Raw genomic sequence first — 16812 nt, 5'->3', positions numbered from 1 at the left:
AATCCCGCCCCGTCGCCGCCATCGCGCAGGGTTGAAATTTTTTGCTGTCTGGTGGGTTGACCCCCCTGCCACCCCCCGCTAGAGGGCCGGTCCTGCCCATGCGGTGCAACACCGGATGGCCCCTTCGTCTAGCGGTTAGGACGCGGCCCTTTCACGGCTGAAACACGGGTTCGATTCCCGTAGGGGTCACCACCGGCACCCGCCGGCAACCAAGGCCACCAGGCCCCGCGCGCAAGCCCTTATCGGCCCCTTCGTCTAGCGGTTAGGACGCGGCCCTCTCACGGCTGAAACACGGGTTCGATTCCCGTAGGGGTCACCAGGGCAGCATCGGGATGCGCTTTCCTCACACCAGTTCTGCGATTGGCGGCACCATCCGGACTTCAGCGTGAAGTGGCCGGATGGTCGCCATTGTTGCCGAACGCTCAGCCCGGCTCGCCCAGGGCCCGGCGTCGTTGACGCCACAATCCCCACGCCAGCACCGGCACCATCGTCGCCCCTACCAGGGGAAACAGGATGGCCAAGACTGCAAGCAGCACCTTCATGCCGCCCGGCATCCGGTCGCCCGTTTTGAGTTGCGGTGCAGCCAACTGTCCCTGCGGTCTGCGCTTCCACCAGAGCGTCAGGCCAGCGGCGATGCCGGCAACCAGCGTGAGGCAAACCACGAGATTGGCAATCTGGTTAGGCAAGCCATACTGGCGGCCCATATGCGTCATGACGCCCCATTCGACGGCTTTCGCGGTCGGGCTGTAATCCGCCCAGCCGATGTTGCCGAGGATGCGGCCTGAACCTGGATCGACGTAGATCGTGCGCTCGCCCTCTGCCTTGTCGGGCACGTAGGAGATCATGAACACGCCTTCCTTGTCGCGGGGGTAGAAAATTCTGACACCGCCGCCGAACCGCGCCCGGTCGAGCTTGGGCAGCAGGGCTTCTATGTCGGCAATCCCAACCGCACCGTGACCCGAGCCATGCGGCTGGTGAATATGCCGGATCGTCCAGGGGACTTTCGCGCTGTCCGGATCGGCTGCGGCCATCTGCTGATGTGCGGCATGCGGGTTAGCACCGGTGCTGCCATCGGCCTTCGGCGGGGCCTTGAAGTTGGGCGAGGCCGCGACGAACGGAATGACCTCGCCAATTTTCGCGAACTGCGGGCCCCAGAATGCCGACCATGGCAGGCCGGTCAGCACCAGCAGGATCACGAACACGGCGTTGAAGATCGACGGGATCGCGTGCAGATCGCGCCAGAACCGGCGGCCGCGCGTTGCCAGGCGGGGGACGAAAACGCCCCTTGCCTTCCACTTGCGCGGCCACCACAGCCAGATACCCGTCGCCATCATCACCAGCGTCCAGCAGGCGACGAGTTCTACCACGTGGCTGCCGATCTCACCGCCCAGCAACGTGCCGTGCAGGTCGCGCACGACGTTCATCGGCTGGGTGGCGGGATCGGCGGTGCCGGTGATCTGCCCGCGGTAGGGATCAACATAAACGTCGCGGATCGCCCCTTGCGCGCTCGTCACGTTCCAGACCGCAGCTTCGCCAGCGCCATGCGGCAGACGCACGCGGCTGATTTCACCTCCCGGGAAAGCGGCCCGGACCACCGCCTCCTGCCGCGCGAGCGACAGGGAGACGGGTCCGGCAGCAACCGTCTGGATGTCCCTGTTCCACCAGCCGTCAAACTCCCGGTCAAACAGATAGATCGCACCGGTAAGGGTCAGGATGACGAGCAAGGGGGCGGTCCAGAGCGCCGCATAGAAATGCCAGCGCCAGACGGAGCGATAGCCGTGAGTCACAGTGCCTTCGTCCGCTTCGGTTGCTGCTGAAGTCATGGGGCTCTCCCGTCCCTAGAAGCCGACGCCGAACCGCACGCTGAATGTGCGCGGCTCACCGGGATAGACGGCGAAGGCATTGCCCGATGCGGTAAAGTACCGCTCGTCGAACAGATTGCTCAGCGTCGCATCGATGCGGACGGGGTTCAGGTCCACGCCGATGCCGATATCCGCCAGCGTGTAGGACGGAAGAATGACGTCGCTGCCGTCTACCAGCACCCGGTTCGTGATGTGATTGACGCCACCGCGAAGGGCGAGAGGCGTTCCGGGAACCGTGACTTCGGTGCGGGCGGTAAAACTGTGCTCCGGCAGATCACCGATGCGCTTGCCGACGATGCCGTCATTGCTGCGCGTGACCTTGCCATCGAGATAAGCGTAGCCCGCGTTCAACTGCCACCAGTCGGTGACGTTCCATTCGCCCTCAACCTCGACGCCGCGCACCCGCTGTTCACCCGCATTGATGCTGAAATCGGGATCAACCGGATCGGCGGTGACCGCATTGACCCGCTTGATCTGGAACAGCGAGACGCTGCCCCGGAAAACGTCGGTGCGGAAGCGCAGGCCGAGTTCGGTCTGGTTGGACTTTTCGGGCTGAAGCGGTGCCCCGGTGCGCGTGCGCGCACCGCCGGTGCTTTCGATATCGAAGCCGGTGTTGTAACCGGCATACACGGAAAACGCATCGGTTAGCTGGTAGGTCGAACCGACCTGCCAGATGGTGGTGCTGGTTTTGGCGCGATTGTTGGTAGCGCCTTTCCAGTCGCCGTCCGATGCATCGATCCAGCTATGGCGGACCGCGCCGATCAGGTTCCAGCGATCGGTCAGGTCAACCTGGTCCTGCGCGTAGAGGGCATGGCCTTCGACGTTGTAGAAATTGTCGAACGCGAACGTCCTGGCAGGAGCCGTGCCATCGAAGGCATAGACGGGTGCCAGCACATTGATCGCGGTGACATTGTTGAGGTTGCTCTGGGTGAAGCGGCCGCGTTCATGGTCGTATTCGTAGCCCATCAGCAGCTTGTGCGTGATCGGGCCGGTTTCGACCCGGCCGGACAGATCGAGCTGGGCGATCGTGTAGCTGTCATCCTCTCGGCCGATCCGGCCGTTGCGGGTGATGGTGGTCGGATCGAGGGCGTCCGGTGCGCGCAGCCTGATCTGGAGGAAGCTGGTGTTGAACTCCTGATACTGAAGGCGCGGGGTCACCGTCCAGTTGTCCGAAAGCTTCACATCAACCCACGCCTGCACCATCGGCGCATCCGCCTTCATCGCATCAACTGCGGGTTCGCCAAGGTAGAGGCTGCGCGACAGCGCGCGGGCACCGTTGCTTTGCACCGTGCCCTTGATGGGGAGGCCGGGATTGCGCTGGGTGTCGCGCTCGACATATTCGGCGACCAGATGCGCCGCGACGCTGTCGGACGGCGCGTAGAGCAGATTGAGCGCGACGTTCTTGCGGTTCATATCCTGAAAGTCGACGAACGTGCCGGACCGTTCGACTTCGCCGGTTACCCGCACCGCCAGACCCGGCGCAAGGCCGGTGTTCATGTCGACCGTCAGCATCTTCTGGTCGTACTGGCCGAGCGTCACCGCGAAGGAGCCGAACTGGGTGTCATCCTGCGGCTGCCTGGTGATGATGCTGACGATGCCGCCTACGGCCGACTGCCCGTAGAGCACGCCCGACGGCCCCTTCAGCACTTCGACGCGATCGATGTTGGACAATGCGGAGGCATCGACATCCTCGTAATAGCGCTGGCGGATGCCGTTGCGCATCTGGTCGGCGAGAAAGCCGCGGACCTTGAGGCTGAACGACTGGTAGGCACCGACCCGCGAATAGCCGGGATTGGCGCTGGGGACGTTGCGCAGCAGGTCGCCGATCGAGCGGGCACCCTGTTCGACGATGGTGTCGGCCGTCAGGATCTGGATCGACTGCGGGACCTTGACGATCGGAATGCCGGACTTGGCCCCGAAGTCGCCCGACAGTTTCGTGCCGGTGACGATGATGTCCCGGTCTTCGGGATTTGCATTGTCGGCAGCCTCGTCGGCCCATGCCGGAGTGGCGACCAGAAGTGCAGATGCGAGGGCAATGATCGAAGTTTTCACGGATAGAATTCCCTGTTCAGATATGGATTGGTTCACGCGATCGGGCGCTTGAGGTCTCAAGCGCGGTCGCGTCGGATTTTTCGCGGTCGATGGAGCATTCGCCGCCCGGCTGCGGTACGCTTGCCGGGTGGGTGCCGTCGCTCTTGCCGATCTGCTCAAGCCCGGCACCCGCGCCGCGCGCGAGCAGGCACATCGCGATCAGCAGCCAGGTATGACGGCGGAAGCGCTGCAATCGTCGATGGCGCTCATCGGACACCGAAAATATGCCCATGGTTCAGAACCCCCGCGTTTGCGCGAGGGCTGCGGCCACCAGCGGGACAACAGCGCGGCGTTCATCGAGACTGAGGCAGCGCCCGAACTCGATCGATCCGTCGCGCCCCCGCAGAAAGAGACGCAAATCGGTCGGGCCGCGTCCTTCGGCAGCCAGCCTCATCCAGAACGCGGGCAGTTCGACCTGCTGCCCCGCGCTGTCGCGATGCCGCACCCTGCCTTCGGCAAGCTCCAGCGTTTCACTGGCCGGTCTGGACTTGCCATGCCGTTCAAGCGCGAAGGTCAGGCCTGCCATCGCCAGGATCGAGCAGACAGGAACCAGCCAGTAGCCATGCAAGGCCGGGCCGATGCTGGTGACGATGAACAGCACGGCGATGACGCTGAAACAGACCCGCGCTTCCTGCGTCAGGTGCGAGCGGTTCTCCTGCATGTGCAGGATAAGGGGCTTCGGATGCGCCCGTTCTGGGGCTTCCGCCAGCTTTTCAGGCTGGGGCTCCCAGGGCCGTTCGGGTGAACGGCACAGCATTTGGTACATGAAAATAGGCTCCGGCTAGGCCGGTGCACGCGCAACATGGGCGCAGGACCGGCTGGTCCGACAAATCAGTTCAGATTGTCAGGCCAGAGCCGGCGGTCCGCGCAGCGGCGGACGGAGGAAGGATACCCGCCTGGGGTGAGCGGTACGGACCGGCGCGAAGCCAAGGGCCAGGATGAAGGCAAGCGCCAGCGCCAGCAGTGCAGGATCGGCCCCCGTCATCGAGGCCATCGACAGCGAGGCGAAGGGACATTCACCCTTTCCTTGCTTGCCGGACGAGTCGCCATGCTCGCCCCCCATCGGGATGGCGATCTTCGCGGTGACGGCCTCGCCAATACCATCGGTGCAGAGTTGCACCGTCAAAACCTTGGCGTTCTGCCCGATCATGAGGCCGCTCGGCACGACGATCTTCATGCACAGGGCTGCCATGACCACCAGGACGGCCAGGGTGCGATGTTCCATGAAAAAGGCGCGAACGCGGCTCATGGGACGAGGCCCTTAGTCGTTTCGTCTTGATATGTCATCCCGCCGGTTGATTTCACTGGCTGAAAGCTCAACGATAGGGTGCTCGTCGTCCTGGGATACGGGCGCTTGCACCGACGACGGCCCGGCGCGAAATTGAATGGTGCGCCGGGCACCCCGGACTGGGACAAGGAGTGACCATGGACATCGACATGGAAAAGATCGACAAGGCTGTGCTGGCGCTCCTGTGTCTGAACCGCGATGCCACCGGCACGGCCTGGAAAGGCTTTGACTGGCAGGCCATGGACCGGCTGCACGAGCGCGGGTTGATCTCGAACCCGAAACGCAAGACCAAGTCGATCGAACTGACCGACGAAGGGTTGGCCCAAGGCGAACTTCATTCCCGCACCCTGTTCGCCCGCGGATGACTTCACCGCATTGAGCGCCATCAGGCGGGCGAGTTGCATTCTGTTTGATATCATTACCAAGGAAATATCGGGTGAGTTCCAAGCTTGAGACCATGGACGCCAATGAAATCTCCGCAATCGGTTATCCGGCGGTGCGCAAGGCGTTCAACGAGACCCTGCAGCTTTGCGCAGAAAAGCTGTCCAACGCGGATTGGGCTCTGGCGCAGGATATACTGGGCCTGACCGCGCATGACGGCGGCGCGCCTGGCCTCATGGAAATGCTTGCGGATACGGCCCTCTTTTCTCGCAAAGGCAAGCCCGGAACACGGCGGGCAATTGACCGCATCGCGCCCAAGGTTGCCGTCAAGCGCGATCCGCTGAGGTCACTGATCGCCATGCGACTGCCGACAGCGGTTTTCTCTATCCTCGCTATCGACGAACCACATGAGCAGGGTGGCGTCCTGGCCCGCGACCTGCTCGATGACGGCCGGATTATCCACGTCATGGACAGTGCACTTGCGGTGCAAGCAGCCCAGTGGGATGATGTGGTGATCGCCGGACGTTTCGTCGATCTCGGCCCATGGCATGTCGGGTTCGGCATCGTCCTGCCACTGCGCAAGAGCGAAACGATGGCAGTGTCACTGGCGATGTCCAATGCCGAAGATATCGGGGCCAGCCGCGATAGCCTGCACGAACTCTTCTATCCGGCGCATCTGCATGGCGACGACCTCGTCATGGCGGCGCTGGAACCGTTGATAGCGGCGTTTGCCGCCGCAATTGATGCGGACATGATCGACATCGACGATCTTACCGCATCGATCGGCTCACTGCTTTCCGGCAAGGCTCCGCCCAGACCGAAGCGCAAAGGCGGTTCCCGGTGAGCGACGCCTCTACGCCGCACTGGCGGCGGCTGTCGGTAACGGACGCGCATTCCACATCCCGCACGGCTTGGCCTGTGCCCGCATCTTGGCTATCACCGGGCCGGTAACCCGCGATGCGGCCCCGGCCCCCGCGCAGACTTAGGCAGTTGCCATGACCGGTCATGTCAGCGCGGACCATATCCGCGCCCGCTTTTCCGACGCGCTTTCGGCGATGTACCGCCAGGAAGTGCCGCTCTATGCCGATCTCATCGCCATCGTCGAGGAGGTGAACGCGGCCACGCTGGCGGCGGACGCGGGCTTGCGCGATGCACTGACGAGCAGCGGCGAGATCGCGCGCCTCGGGGCGGAGCGGCATGGCGCGATCCGGGTCGGCACGGCCGAGGAACTGGACGGCCTGCGCCGGGTGTTTGCCGCCATGGGCATGGTGCCGGTGGGGTACTATGACCTGACCGTTGCCGGGGTTCCCGTCCATTCCACTGCCTTCCGCCCGATCGACGAAGAAGCGCTGCGCGCCTGCCCGTTCCGGGTGTTCACTTCGCTGCTGCGGCTTGATCTGATTGCCGATCCGGACCTGCGCGAGGCGGCCACCGCAATCCTGGCCGCGCGCCGCATCCTGAGCGCGCGGGCGCTGGAACTGGCGGATCAGGCGGCGGCCGCAGGCGGGCTGAATGAAGCCGAGGCCGCCGAATTCGTGTCCGAAGTGCTGGAGACGTTTCGCTGGCATGCGCAGGCGCTGGTCGATGCCGAAACGTACCAGCGGCTGCTGGCCTCGCACCGCTTGATCGCCGATATCGTCTCGTTCAAGGGGCCGCATATCAATCACCTGACCCCGCGCACCCTCGACATCGATGCGGCGCAGGCGGCGATGCTGGCGCGCGGGATGCAGGCCAAGGCAGTGATCGAAGGGCCGCCGCCGCGCAAGGTGCCGATCCTGCTGCGCCAGACCAGCTTCAACGCGCTGTCCGAAACGATCCGCTTCGCCGGCGATCAGGCCGATGCCGCCGGCGCGCACACCGCGCGGTTCGGCGAGATCGAGCAGCGCGGGCTGGCGCTGAGCCGCAAAGGCCGCGCGCTCTACGATGCTCTGCTGGCCCAGGCCCGCAACGAGGCCGGGGCGCAGGATGAAGGCTATGCCGCAAGGCTGGCGCAGGCTTTCACCGCCTTTCCGGACGATCTGGCGCAACTGGCCCGCGAAGGGCTGGGGTTTTTCCGCTACGCACTGACCCCGGCCGGCGAGGCCGCAGCCGGGAGCGGCGGCGTGGAGGGGCAGATCGAAGACTGGATCGCGCAGGGCCTCGTCCAGCCGATCCCGATGACCTACGAAGATTTCCTGCCGGTAAGCGCCGCCGGCATCTTCCAGTCCAACCTCGGCGGCGAGAAACAGCGGGTCTATGCCGGCAACGCCTCGCAAGCCGTATTCGAGGCAGCGCTGGGCGCGCCGATCGTCGATCCTTTTGCGCTGTACGAATCGGAGGAGGCCCGCGCGCGCGCAGCGGTCACCGCCGCACTGGGCGGCACGGTGACGGCCTGAGGCGGGCGGTGCCGCAGCGACCGCCCTGCCCCTCCGTATCGTCAGTACTTCAGGTTCTCGTAACGGTCCGTTACCTCGAAATTGACATCGCCCAGCGCGACATAGATCGGCTCGCAGAACCGGCTCTGATCGATGTGTTCGCTGAAGGTGTAATCGGGCCGGCGGGTGAACGCGTCCTTGATCTGTTCGATGTAGGCCACCGGGTCCTCGCACTCGAAATAATAGAGCGACAGGTATTCGAACATGTTGTCCATCTGGAAGGGAAACATGTGCGGCACGTCGGCCGCCTTGAACCGGCCGAGCGGCACGAGGCCCGGCAGGGACTTGTAGGTGGGATAGGCCACTTCTTCATACCAGCGGTTGAATTCGGCGTCCTTGCCTTCGACAGGGTTGGTCATCGCGAGCAGCAGGTGCTTCTTCAGGGCCATAGTCAGTCCTCTCCAGGGTGTCGTCTTTGATGGCCGCCCACGCCGTGACCGACGCAAGGCTTACCATATGGTCAGCATTGATGGCATGACTTGAGCGATCCGCCAAACGGATTTTCAGCGCTCGTCGCCGTCGACGAAGGCATTGCAGTCGGCCGGCAATGCGGCCATCCACCAGCTTCAACCAGAACGATACCGGAAGGATGCCTCGCGATGCCTGCCGCCGTGGCCATGGTGCCTGACCTGATCGATGCCGTCGCTGCCGCCGCGCCGGCGGGCGAGCCGATCTTGATGCTCAATCTGCTGCGGTTTCGTCCCCAGGCGGACTATGCCGCCGATGCCGGGGTATCGCCCTGCACCGGGCGCGAAGCGTACTACGATCGCTATGCCCCGGTGGCGAGCCGGCTGATCTTCGCGCAAGGCGCACGCATCCACGCCTATGGCACCGCGCTCGGCAATCTGATCGCGCCGGCGGACGAAGTCTGGGACGAACTGCTGCTGGTCGAATATCCCGACGCCCGCACTTTCCAGGCGCTGTTCCACAATCCCGAGTATCAGGCCGTCGTGTTCCACCGCACGGCGGCACTGGCCGATTCCCGGCTGACACCCTTTCTCGCCAGTTCGGCCGGCCTTTAAACGCGCGGCAGGAGCCCGCCGAGCAGGATATCCACCAGCGATGCGGCCAGTTCTTCGGCGGACCGGCCGCCGTCCGGCGAATGCCAGCGCGCCGGCCAGTTAAGCGCGCCGGCCAGCGCGAAGGCGGCCATCTTGACGTCAACCGGCGCGATCGCGCCGTCGGCGATCGCTTCGCTCAGCATCCGGCGCAGCGCATCGTCGATCTCGCGCTTGAGCGCGCGGAAGCGGGGGCGGCTTTCGGGAGCCAACGATTCCTCGCCGGTGCGGATCACGCAGCGGCCGAAATCGTCCATGTTGATCTCGGCATAACGGCGCAGGAAGCGCACGAGCCGGCCCTTGGTGGTGCTCTCCTCCTCCCGCGCGGCCTCGGCCGCCTGCAGGAGCTGCTGCAGCCCGATCGTCACGCATTCGAGCAGGACCTGGTCCTTGCTGGCGAGATAGTGGTAGATCGTCCGCTTTGAGATGCCGAGGCTGGCCGCTACATCATCGAGCGAAGTGGCGTGGACGCCGCGTTCGTTGAACATGCGCACCGCCGCGCGCAGCACCGCCTCCCGCTTGGCCAGCCGATCCTCCTCGCGCTGCCGGGCGGTGCGGAACGGGGATGCGGGTTCGGTGGCGGCGGGTCTCTCCATCATGCCCGACCATGCCACGAAACGCACTGAACCACAATACACCGGTCAGTGCACATCACCCGCGTGGGTATTGCATTCGGTCAACCGCTCAAACCGCCCGAACAATCGCCGCGGCCGGGCGTTTACCCTGCTCGGGCTTTCAGACTGCGGGCAAAATGACTTTTCAACAATGGCTTTCCCTTGCCCTTCTCGTCGCAATGATGGCGTTGTTCCTGTGGGGGCGGTTTCGCTATGATGTGACGGCGGTCATCGCGCTGCTGGCGGCGGTGGCGGTGGGGCTGGTGCCGCCGGATGAGGCGTTCGGCGGGTTTTCGGACGATATCGTCATCATCGTCGGATCGGCACTGGTGCTGTCGGCGGCAGTGCAGCGGTCCGGGCTGATCGAGCGGGCGCTGGCGCTGGGGGAGCGGTGGCTGCGCCGGCCGGGGAGCCAGCAATTCGCGCTGACGGCAACGGTGGGCGTGGCTTCGGGACTTATCAAGAACATCGGCGCGCTGGCCATGCTGATGCCCGCGGCAGCGCAGCTTGCGCGCAAGAGCGGGACCAACCCTTCGCGCTTCTACATGCCGATGTCTTTCGCCGCGCTGCTGGGCGGGCTGACGACGCTGGTCGGCACATCGCCCAACATCATCGTCAGCCGCGTGCGCGAGGAGATGACCGGCAAGCCCTTCCACATGTTCGATTATCTGCCGACCGGGCTGGGCCTGCTGGTGATCGGCTTGATCTTCCTGCGCTTTGCCCACCGGCTGCTACCGCCCGATCGCCGGGCCGCCGCCACCATCGGCGAGGCGCTCAACATCTCCGACTATACGACCGAGGCCACCGTGCTCGAAGGTTCGAGCCCGGTCGGCATCACCATCGCCAAGTTCATCGCCGAGTGCGACAACGAGGTGGAGGTCAACGCCCTGCTGCGGCGCGGGCTGCGCAGCGAACCATCGACCGATACCGTCATCGCCGCCGGGGACGTGCTGATCCTGTCGTGCGATCCCGATGCGCTGGAACGCGCCATCGCCGGGGCGGGACTGACGCTGCACAATCCCGACGAAAACGAGGAGACGGGGCACGAAGACGGCGTCGGCATCATCGAGGGGGTGGTGACCGTGCGCTCTGCTTTGGCAGGCTCTACCGCCGCGCGGCTGAGCCTGCGCGAGCGGATGGGGCTGCGCCTCGTCGCCGTCTCGCGCGAGGGGCAGCGGCTGCGCAACAAGCCTTCGGCGATCCTGCTGCAACCGGGCGACGTGGTGGTGCTGCAGGGACTTCTGGAGGCCATGCCGTCACGCCTGGCGCAGCTTGGCGTGCTGCCGCTGGCCGAACGCACGATCCGGCTTGGCCAGGCGCGCAAGGGGTGGCAGGCGCTGGCAATCCTGGCCGCCGCCATGCTGGCCACCGCGCTGGGGCTGGTGCCGGTGGCGACCGCATTCTTTGCGGGTGCCGGACTGGTGGTGCTGACCGGGGCGCTGCCCGTGGACGATGCCTATGAAGCGGTGGAATGGCCGATCCTGATCATGCTGGGCGCGCTGATCCCGGTCAGCGGCACCCTGCAATCGACCGGCGCGTCCGACGTGATGGCGACCGAACTGGCGCGGCTGGCCAGCCACCTGCCGCCATGGGGCGCGGTGATGCTGGTGCTGGCGGCATCGATGGCGGTGACCCCGTTCCTCAACAACGCGGCGACGGTGCTGGTGATGGCTCCGATCGCGGCGGTGTTCGCCAAGGACCTGGGCTATCAGCCCGACGCTTTCCTGATGGCGACCGCGATCGGTGCGGGCTGCGATTTTCTCACCCCGATCGGTCACCAGTGCAACACGCTGGTCATGGGCCCGGGCGGCTATCGCTTCGGCGATTACGCCCGCCTCGGCGCGCCGCTTTCGCTGCTGGTGCTGTTGCTGGGGACGCCGCTGATCATGGCGGTGTGGCCGGTGAGCTGACGGGCGAAATGTTGTTACTGCCCCAGCCGTTCGGACAAGATACCCTCAGCGGCCCTAATCCATCATCCAGAAGATCGCCGTGGACAGTGCCAGCGAGACGAGGAACAGCGGCCAGGACCAGTAGAAATCGAAGCTCTGGAAATAGGTATGCTCGATCTGGAGCATGCCGTGGCGGACCTGGTTCGACCCCATGATGGTGCTGAGCACCCAGGTCAGGATGAAGCTGGGGATCAGCCCCTTGAAAACCGCAATGCCCATTGGCCCCGCCTCCTCACGCGCGCGATCCCGCAGCGCCTTCGGAGCGTCATCCTGCACGCAATGTGTAAATTTCACGTAACCGGGTAGGACGCGGCAGAAATGTAGTCAGAGGTCGCGGTATTCGGGGATGGCGCGGGTGCGGAATGCTTCTACCGCCGTCTCGTGATCGGAAGTGGCGATCAGCATGCACTGCTGGCGGTCTTCCAGCGTCAGCGCCGCTTCGAAGCCGGGAGCGTCAACGGTGAGGCCCAGCGTCTCCTTGGTCATCCGCAGCCCCATCGGCGAAGCGCGCAGCATGTCGCCGGCCATGGCCAGTCCGGCATCGAGCAGGCCGTCTACCGGCACCACCGAACTGACCAGCCCGGTCGCCAGCGCGCGCGGGGCGTGGATGAAGTTGCCGGTCATGAGCAGTTCGGACGCCACCGACAGGCCGACCAGACGCGGCAGCAGATAGCCCGAGCCCATGTCGCAGCCGCCCAGCCCGACGCGCAGATAGGCCGCGTTCAGTTTGGCATCCTCGGCCGCGATGCGCACATCGGCGGCCAGTGCGAGCGAGAAGCCGGCACCGCAGGCCGCGCCCTGGACCAACGCGATCACCGGCTGCGGACAGGCGCGCATCGCGCGCACGATGCCCGAATAGAGCCTTTGCATCGCAAGCTGGCGCTGGTTGCGGCCCGGCCCTTCGGTGGCGAAGGCATCGGACCCCAGTTCGGCCCCGGCGCAAAACACCCGCCCTGCCCCGCGCAGCAACACCACGCGCACGTCGAGCCGGTTCACCAGCCCGGAGAAATAGGCCTGCAGCGCCTCTGCCAGTTCCGGCGATACGGCATTGAGGCTGTCGGGCCGGTTCAGCGTCGCGATCTCGATCGCACCGCGCCGTTCGATTTCGAGCACCTGGCCGGTCATGCGATGATGTTCTCCGAACGGTTGGAATAGAGCTTGCGCAGCGTCAGCTTGTCGAGCTTGCCGGTGGTGGTGCGGGGCATCGTGTCGATCACGCGGATTTCATCGGGCAACCACCACTTGGCGACATGGTTGGCCATGTGCGCCAGAAGGCCCTTTTCGTCGAGCGTAGCGACGCCCGGTGCCAGCGTCACCAGCAGCAGCGGCCGTTCCTGCCAGCGCGGATGCGGGATCGAGATGACCGCCGCTTCGCCGACCTGCGCGTGGCTGGTGGCCGCCGATTCGAGCTGCAGCGTGCTGATCCATTCGCCGCCGGACTTGATGACGTCCTTGGCGCGATCGACGATCTCCATCGAGCCGTCGGGGAAGATCCTCGCGATGTCGCCGGTCTCCAGCCAGTCGAAAGCCTCTTCCGCGCTATACCCGACGTAACTGCCGGAGGCGATGGGGCCGCGCACCAGCAGATGGCCGGAATGCTCGCCATCCATCGGCAGCGGCTGGCCTTCGTCGTTGACGATGCGCATTTCCGACAGGAAGCCGACGCGGCCCTGCCGCGCCAGATGGTGTTCGCGCTGCGCGTCTTCGGGCAACTGGTCCCAGCCCGCGGGCGGCGCACTGCGCGCGCAGCCGGGGACTTCGGTCATCCCCCAGGACTGACACAGCACGATGCCGAAGGTTTCGAACCGCTCCGCCAGCGTGCGGGTCGGCCGCGTCCCGGCCAGGAGGCCGGTGCGCACGGTTTCGAGCTTAGAGCCGCGCTTGTCGGCGGCGTCGAACAGATCCATCCAGATCGTCGGCACCGCGCCGGTGATGGTCACGCCTTCGCTGTCGATCAGTTCGACCAGCGCATCGGGCGAAAAATCGCGGCCGTTAAGGACCAGCTTGGCCCCGTTCATCGGCGCGGTGAACGGCATCATCCAGCCGTTGGCGTGGAAGATCGCCGCGATCGGCATCATGCATTCCAGCGCGCCCCGACGCTGCGTGGCGTACATGTCCGCCATCGACATGTTGATCGATCCCAGCGTGATCGACCGATGGCTGTAGGCAACACCCTTGGGACGGCCGGTCGTGCCGGAAGTGAAGCAGATGGTGGCGGCCTGGTTCTCGTCGAACGAGGGCCATTCGAATTGATCGTCGGTATCGCCGATCAGGTCGGACTTGGTGATGAAACCGGGCAGCGTGCTGGCGGGCACGGGCGAGCCGGGCTCGTCCATGAACACCCAGCGCGTGACCATCGGCGTGATGGCGGCGACCTTTTCGGCCAGTGGCAAAGTATCGGCATCGACGAACACCGTCGTCTCGCCGACTTTCTCGATCATGTAGCGCAGATCGTCCGGGGTCAGGCGCGGGTTCAGCGTGTGCAGCCCGACGCCGATGCCCAGCGCGCCATAGAACAGTTCGATGTGATTGGCGGTGTTCCAGGCCAGCGAGCCCAGCACATCGTCTACCTTGAAGCCATGCGCGGTAAGTGCCTTGGCCAACCTTTTCGCGCGGGCCCGCATGCGCGCCCAGTCCGAGCGTTCGATGCTGCCATCGATCCGGCGCGAGACGAACTCGGTCGTGGCATGATGCTCCGCCGCATGATCGATGAGCCGCGAGAGCAGCAACGGCGTCGTCATCATGGTTCCGCGCAAGGTGATCTTCTCCGCTATCTTATCAATGGTTGGTCCAAAGGATTCGCCGGGAAACTATACGTTTCCCGGCGAATTGCCATCAGAAGTTGGCCGAGAGCGAAACGCCGTAGCTGGCCGGACGTCCGGTGTAGCGAACCTGGGTGTCATACAGGATCGGGGCGTTGGTGAAGTAGTATTCGTTGAACACGTTGTGGCCGAATACGGTCAGGCGGTACCGGTCGGCGAACGACACGCCAGCCCGCAGATCAACCAGGGTGTAGGCATCAAGCTTCGCCGTGGCAGCGTCGCTATCGATCACCGAATAGGTCGAACTGTTATGCGTGACGGTGCCGCCGAAGAACAGGTTCACCGAATCCGTCACCGCGAAGTCGTAGTCGGCCGAGGCGTTGACCGAAAGGTCGGGTGCGAACGGCAGCGAATTGCCTTCGAAGTCCTTCACCCCGCCGACGAAGCCGACGCCGGTGTATTCATCGATGCGGCTGTTGATGTACGTCCCGCCAACCTTGAGGTTGAGGCCATCGACGGGTTCGAGCATCAGCTCGGCCTCGACGCCCATCAGGCTCGACTTGGGCACGTTCACCAGCGCGTCCAGCACGCCGAACACAGGGTCGATCCGCTTACCGCGGGTCTGCTTGTCGGTGTACTTGTAGTAGAACCCGGCGAGGTTGAACTGGGCCGCGCCGTCCAGCATCGAAGCCTTGAAACCGCCTTCGAACGCCAGCACCGATTCCTGCTTCACCGGCGCAAACTGCGCGGTGCTCGAAGCGTTGGTGAACAGGAAGCTGCCCGCCTTGTAGCCCTTCGAGACGTTGGCATAGAGCAGCAACTGGCGCAGCGCCTGATAGTCGAGCCCGACGCGCCAGGACACGTTCTCCTCGTTCAGCGAATTGCTGTACGAAGTCGGCAGGAAGGTCGCTTCGTCAAGCGTCACGCACCCACCGACCGGGATATCCGGGGTGGCTGCGGCAGTGGGATCGATCGCCTGACGGATGGCGGTCGAGGTGGCGGTGAAGAACGCCGCCGCGCCGCCGTTGCCGGCATCCTTGGTGCAGGTCTGCGCATCGCGCTTGCTCTCGGTATAGCGGATGCCGCCCTTGAGCTTCAGGTCAGGCAGCAGTTCGTAGTCGGCATTCGCGAAGACCGCATAGTTGTCGATCTGTGAATTCAGGAAGAACGTGTTGCTGTTGGCCGGGAAGCCGAGATTGGCGACCACCGAGCTTTGCGCGACGTGCTGGTCTGCGAATTCCTTCGAGGTGGTGTGCTCGTAGTTCGCGCCGAGCATCCAGTTCCAGCGCGTGCCGCTGCTGGCGATGCGCAGTTCCTGGCTGAAGGACTTGAGGCGGCCGTCGAACAGGAATTCGAGCGCTTCCGAAGCAACGCCATCGGGATCGTTGATCTGCTTGCGCTTGAAATCGACGTAGGACGTGATCGAGGTCAGCGTGACATCGTCGGTCAGGTCATAATCGCCGCGCAGGGCGACCTGCCACTGGCGGTCATCACCCTTGGGGCGGCGGTCCGGGTTCCAGTCGGCCGCGCGGGGCTTGCTGGGGGCGAACGGGGTGGCGGCGAGTTCGGCACCGACCGGGCCGACCTGCGGGAACAGCGCGATGTACTGGCCGGCCTGCGGGTCCGACTTGTCGACCATGCCGTTGACGTTGAGTTCGAACTTGAGGCGATCGGTGGCCTGCCAGTCGAGCAGGACGCGGCCCATGAACAGGTCCTTGTCGCCCAGCTTCTTGTCATCGGGGCGCGAGACGCTCTTCTGCCAGCCGCCGCCCTGCGCGGTGCGGGCCGAGATGCGGGCCTTGAGGCTGTCGCTCAGCGGGCCGCTGACATAGCCGTCGGCATCGACTTCGCCGAAGCTGTCGACACTGGCGTTGAGGCCGGCCTTGAAGATGTCGGTCGGCTTGGCGGCGATGTAGTTGATCGCGCCGCCGGTGGCGTTCTGGCCGAACAGCGTGCCCTGCGGGCCCTTCAGCACCTCAACGCGCTGCACGTCGAGCGCGGCGGTGCCCACCAGCGCCGGAAACGGCATCGGCACTTCATCGACATAGACGCTGACGGCGGGATAGGCAGCCAGCGAGTTCTCGTAGAAGCCGACGCCGCGCAGGGTGTAGACCGGGGTGTTGTAGATCGAGTTGGCGACGGTCAGCGAAGGCACCACCCTGGCCAGATCGCCCACGTCCTTGACGCCCTGCTTGAGCAGATCGTCGCCGGTCATCGCCTGGACGGTGAGACCAACCTTGTTCAGCGATTCCGAGCGCTTCTGCGCGGTGACGACGATCTCGCCGACGCCGCCGGACGAATCGTCGGCCGCGTCCTGTGCAAAGGCCACGCCGGGCACGAAGAAGGCCAGGCCGGCGACGCCGGCCAGCAGTGTGTTCAGTTTCATGAGATAT

Annotated in this window: 16 protein-coding genes and 2 tRNA genes; 7 read left to right on the top strand and 11 right to left on the bottom strand. The window is 64.9% G+C overall.

Translation table 11 applies throughout. The annotated features are described in order from the left end of the window. Window positions 1–117: 117 nt before the first annotated feature. Both IE122_RS13500 and IE122_RS13495 read left to right on the top strand, forming a co-directional pair. A tRNA-Glu gene (locus IE122_RS13500) sits at window positions 118–192 on the top strand. Window positions 193–244: 52 nt separating this feature from the next. Further along, window positions 245–319: transfer RNA gene (locus tag IE122_RS13495), tRNA-Glu, on the top strand. Window positions 320–422: 103 nt separating this feature from the next. Here IE122_RS13495 and IE122_RS13490 read toward each other — a convergent pair. The 5 genes from IE122_RS13490 to IE122_RS13470 form a co-directional block, all read right to left on the bottom strand. Further along, on the bottom strand, window positions 423–1823 hold the full coding sequence (locus IE122_RS13490; protein WP_189621703.1) for a PepSY-associated TM helix domain-containing protein: 1401 nt from the start codon (window positions 1821–1823) through the stop codon (window positions 423–425). 15 nt (window positions 1824–1838) lie between these two features. Then, complete coding sequence (locus IE122_RS13485; RefSeq protein ID WP_189621702.1) at window positions 1839–3914, bottom strand: TonB-dependent receptor; 2076 nt, start codon at window positions 3912–3914, stop codon at window positions 1839–1841. 16 nt (window positions 3915–3930) lie between these two features. Beyond that, complete coding sequence (locus IE122_RS13480; protein ID WP_189621701.1) at window positions 3931–4170, bottom strand: hypothetical protein; 240 nt, start codon at window positions 4168–4170, stop codon at window positions 3931–3933. An 18-nt stretch (window positions 4171–4188) separates the two neighbouring features. After that, window positions 4189–4719, bottom strand: coding sequence for a DUF2244 domain-containing protein (locus tag IE122_RS13475; RefSeq protein WP_189621700.1), 531 nt, complete (start codon window positions 4717–4719; stop codon window positions 4189–4191). 78 nt (window positions 4720–4797) lie between these two features. Continuing rightward, a complete protein-coding gene (locus IE122_RS13470; RefSeq protein WP_189621699.1) occupies window positions 4798–5202 on the bottom strand; it encodes a DUF2946 family protein in 405 nt (134 codons plus the stop codon). Between the two features lie 176 nt (window positions 5203–5378). Here IE122_RS13470 and IE122_RS13465 point away from each other — a divergent pair, with 176 nt between their 5' ends. From IE122_RS13465 to hglS, 3 genes are all read left to right on the top strand, one after another. After that, window positions 5379–5606 carry a DUF6429 family protein gene (locus tag IE122_RS13465; RefSeq protein WP_189621698.1) on the top strand — a complete coding sequence of 76 codons (228 nt, stop codon included), beginning with the start codon at window positions 5379–5381 and terminating at the stop codon, window positions 5604–5606. A 92-nt stretch (window positions 5607–5698) separates the two neighbouring features. Further along, a complete protein-coding gene (locus tag IE122_RS13460; protein WP_189621697.1) occupies window positions 5699–6466 on the top strand; it encodes a hypothetical protein in 768 nt (255 codons plus the stop codon). Between the two features lie 151 nt (window positions 6467–6617). Next, the gene (hglS, locus tag IE122_RS13455) at window positions 6618–7997 is read left to right on the top strand and encodes a 2-oxoadipate dioxygenase/decarboxylase HglS (protein ID WP_189621696.1); all 1380 of its coding nucleotides are present in this window, start codon (window positions 6618–6620) and stop codon (window positions 7995–7997) included. A 41-nt stretch (window positions 7998–8038) separates the two neighbouring features. Here hglS and IE122_RS13450 read toward each other — a convergent pair whose 3' ends face one another. Further along, complete coding sequence (locus IE122_RS13450; RefSeq protein ID WP_189621695.1) at window positions 8039–8425, bottom strand: hypothetical protein; 387 nt, start codon at window positions 8423–8425, stop codon at window positions 8039–8041. Window positions 8426–8635: 210 nt separating this feature from the next. On the opposite strand from IE122_RS13450, the gene IE122_RS13445 reads away from it, so the two are divergent. After that, on the top strand, window positions 8636–9058 hold the full coding sequence (locus IE122_RS13445; protein ID WP_189621694.1) for a DUF1330 domain-containing protein: 423 nt from the start codon (window positions 8636–8638) through the stop codon (window positions 9056–9058). On the opposite strand, the gene IE122_RS13440 is transcribed toward IE122_RS13445, so the two are convergent. Beyond that, on the bottom strand, window positions 9055–9690 hold the full coding sequence (locus IE122_RS13440; RefSeq protein ID WP_189621788.1) for a TetR/AcrR family transcriptional regulator: 636 nt from the start codon (window positions 9688–9690) through the stop codon (window positions 9055–9057). The genes IE122_RS13445 and IE122_RS13440 overlap by 4 nt on opposite strands. 197 nt (window positions 9691–9887) lie before the next feature. Between IE122_RS13440 and IE122_RS13435 the strand changes: the two genes are divergently transcribed. Next, window positions 9888–11618 carry an SLC13 family permease gene (locus IE122_RS13435; RefSeq protein ID WP_229814161.1) on the top strand — a complete coding sequence of 577 codons (1731 nt, stop codon included), beginning with the start codon at window positions 9888–9890 and terminating at the stop codon, window positions 11616–11618. Window positions 11619–11672: 54 nt separating this feature from the next. Here the strand turns inward: IE122_RS13435 and IE122_RS13430 are convergent, their stop codons facing one another. The 4 genes from IE122_RS13430 to IE122_RS13415 all read right to left on the bottom strand — a co-directional run bounded on the left by IE122_RS13430 (window position 11673) and on the right by IE122_RS13415 (window position 16805). Continuing rightward, complete coding sequence (locus IE122_RS13430) at window positions 11673–11876, bottom strand: hypothetical protein (RefSeq protein ID WP_229814159.1); 204 nt, start codon at window positions 11874–11876, stop codon at window positions 11673–11675. 105 nt (window positions 11877–11981) lie between these two features. After that, entirely contained in the window at window positions 11982–12782 is an 801-nt protein-coding gene (locus IE122_RS13425; RefSeq protein WP_189621692.1) for an enoyl-CoA hydratase/isomerase family protein, read from the bottom strand. After that, window positions 12779–14401: an AMP-binding protein gene (locus IE122_RS13420; RefSeq protein WP_189621691.1), complete on the bottom strand. Its 1623-nt coding sequence runs from the start codon at window positions 14399–14401 to the stop codon at window positions 12779–12781. Before IE122_RS13420 ends, IE122_RS13425 begins: the two co-directional genes overlap by 4 nt. A 91-nt stretch (window positions 14402–14492) precedes the next feature. Next, window positions 14493–16805 carry a TonB-dependent receptor gene (locus IE122_RS13415; RefSeq protein WP_189621690.1) on the bottom strand — a complete coding sequence of 771 codons (2313 nt, stop codon included), beginning with the start codon at window positions 16803–16805 and terminating at the stop codon, window positions 14493–14495. Between the last annotated feature and the right edge of the window lie 7 nt (window positions 16806–16812).

The sequence above is a fragment of the Novosphingobium colocasiae genome (genome assembly GCF_014652555.1).
Classification (GTDB): Bacteria; Pseudomonadota; Alphaproteobacteria; order Sphingomonadales; family Sphingomonadaceae; genus Novosphingobium; species Novosphingobium colocasiae.
The sequence above is the reverse complement of the archived record's forward strand: the minus strand, read 5'-3'. Positions and strand labels throughout refer to the sequence as shown.

Bases quoted from the DNA above. Each gene is read 5' to 3' on its own strand.
- IE122_RS13430 (WP_229814159.1), bottom strand. From the start codon at position 11,876: ATGGGCATTGCGGTTTTCAAGGGGCTGATCCCCAGCTTCATCCTGACC.
- IE122_RS13420 (WP_189621691.1), bottom strand. From the start codon at position 14,401: ATGATGACGACGCCGTTGCTGCTCTCGCGGCTCATCGATCATGCGGCG.
- IE122_RS13460 (WP_189621697.1), top strand. From the start codon at position 5,699: ATGGACGCCAATGAAATCTCCGCAATCGGTTATCCGGCGGTGCGCAAG.
- IE122_RS13470 (WP_189621699.1), bottom strand. From the start codon at position 5,202: ATGAGCCGCGTTCGCGCCTTTTTCATGGAACATCGCACCCTGGCCGTC.
- IE122_RS13425 (WP_189621692.1), bottom strand. From the start codon at position 12,782: ATGACCGGCCAGGTGCTCGAAATCGAACGGCGCGGTGCGATCGAGATC.
- IE122_RS13445 (WP_189621694.1), top strand. From the start codon at position 8,636: ATGCCTGCCGCCGTGGCCATGGTGCCTGACCTGATCGATGCCGTCGCT.
- hglS (WP_189621696.1), top strand. From the start codon at position 6,618: ATGACCGGTCATGTCAGCGCGGACCATATCCGCGCCCGCTTTTCCGAC.
- IE122_RS13435 (WP_229814161.1), top strand. From the start codon at position 9,888: ATGATGGCGTTGTTCCTGTGGGGGCGGTTTCGCTATGATGTGACGGCG.
- IE122_RS13490 (WP_189621703.1), bottom strand. From the start codon at position 1,823: ATGACTTCAGCAGCAACCGAAGCGGACGAAGGCACTGTGACTCACGGC.
- IE122_RS13450 (WP_189621695.1), bottom strand. From the start codon at position 8,425: ATGGCCCTGAAGAAGCACCTGCTGCTCGCGATGACCAACCCTGTCGAA.
- IE122_RS13415 (WP_189621690.1), bottom strand. From the start codon at position 16,805: ATGAAACTGAACACACTGCTGGCCGGCGTCGCCGGCCTGGCCTTCTTC.
- IE122_RS13465 (WP_189621698.1), top strand. From the start codon at position 5,379: ATGGACATCGACATGGAAAAGATCGACAAGGCTGTGCTGGCGCTCCTG.
- IE122_RS13440 (WP_189621788.1), bottom strand. From the start codon at position 9,690: ATGGAGAGACCCGCCGCCACCGAACCCGCATCCCCGTTCCGCACCGCC.
- IE122_RS13475 (WP_189621700.1), bottom strand. From the start codon at position 4,719: ATGTACCAAATGCTGTGCCGTTCACCCGAACGGCCCTGGGAGCCCCAG.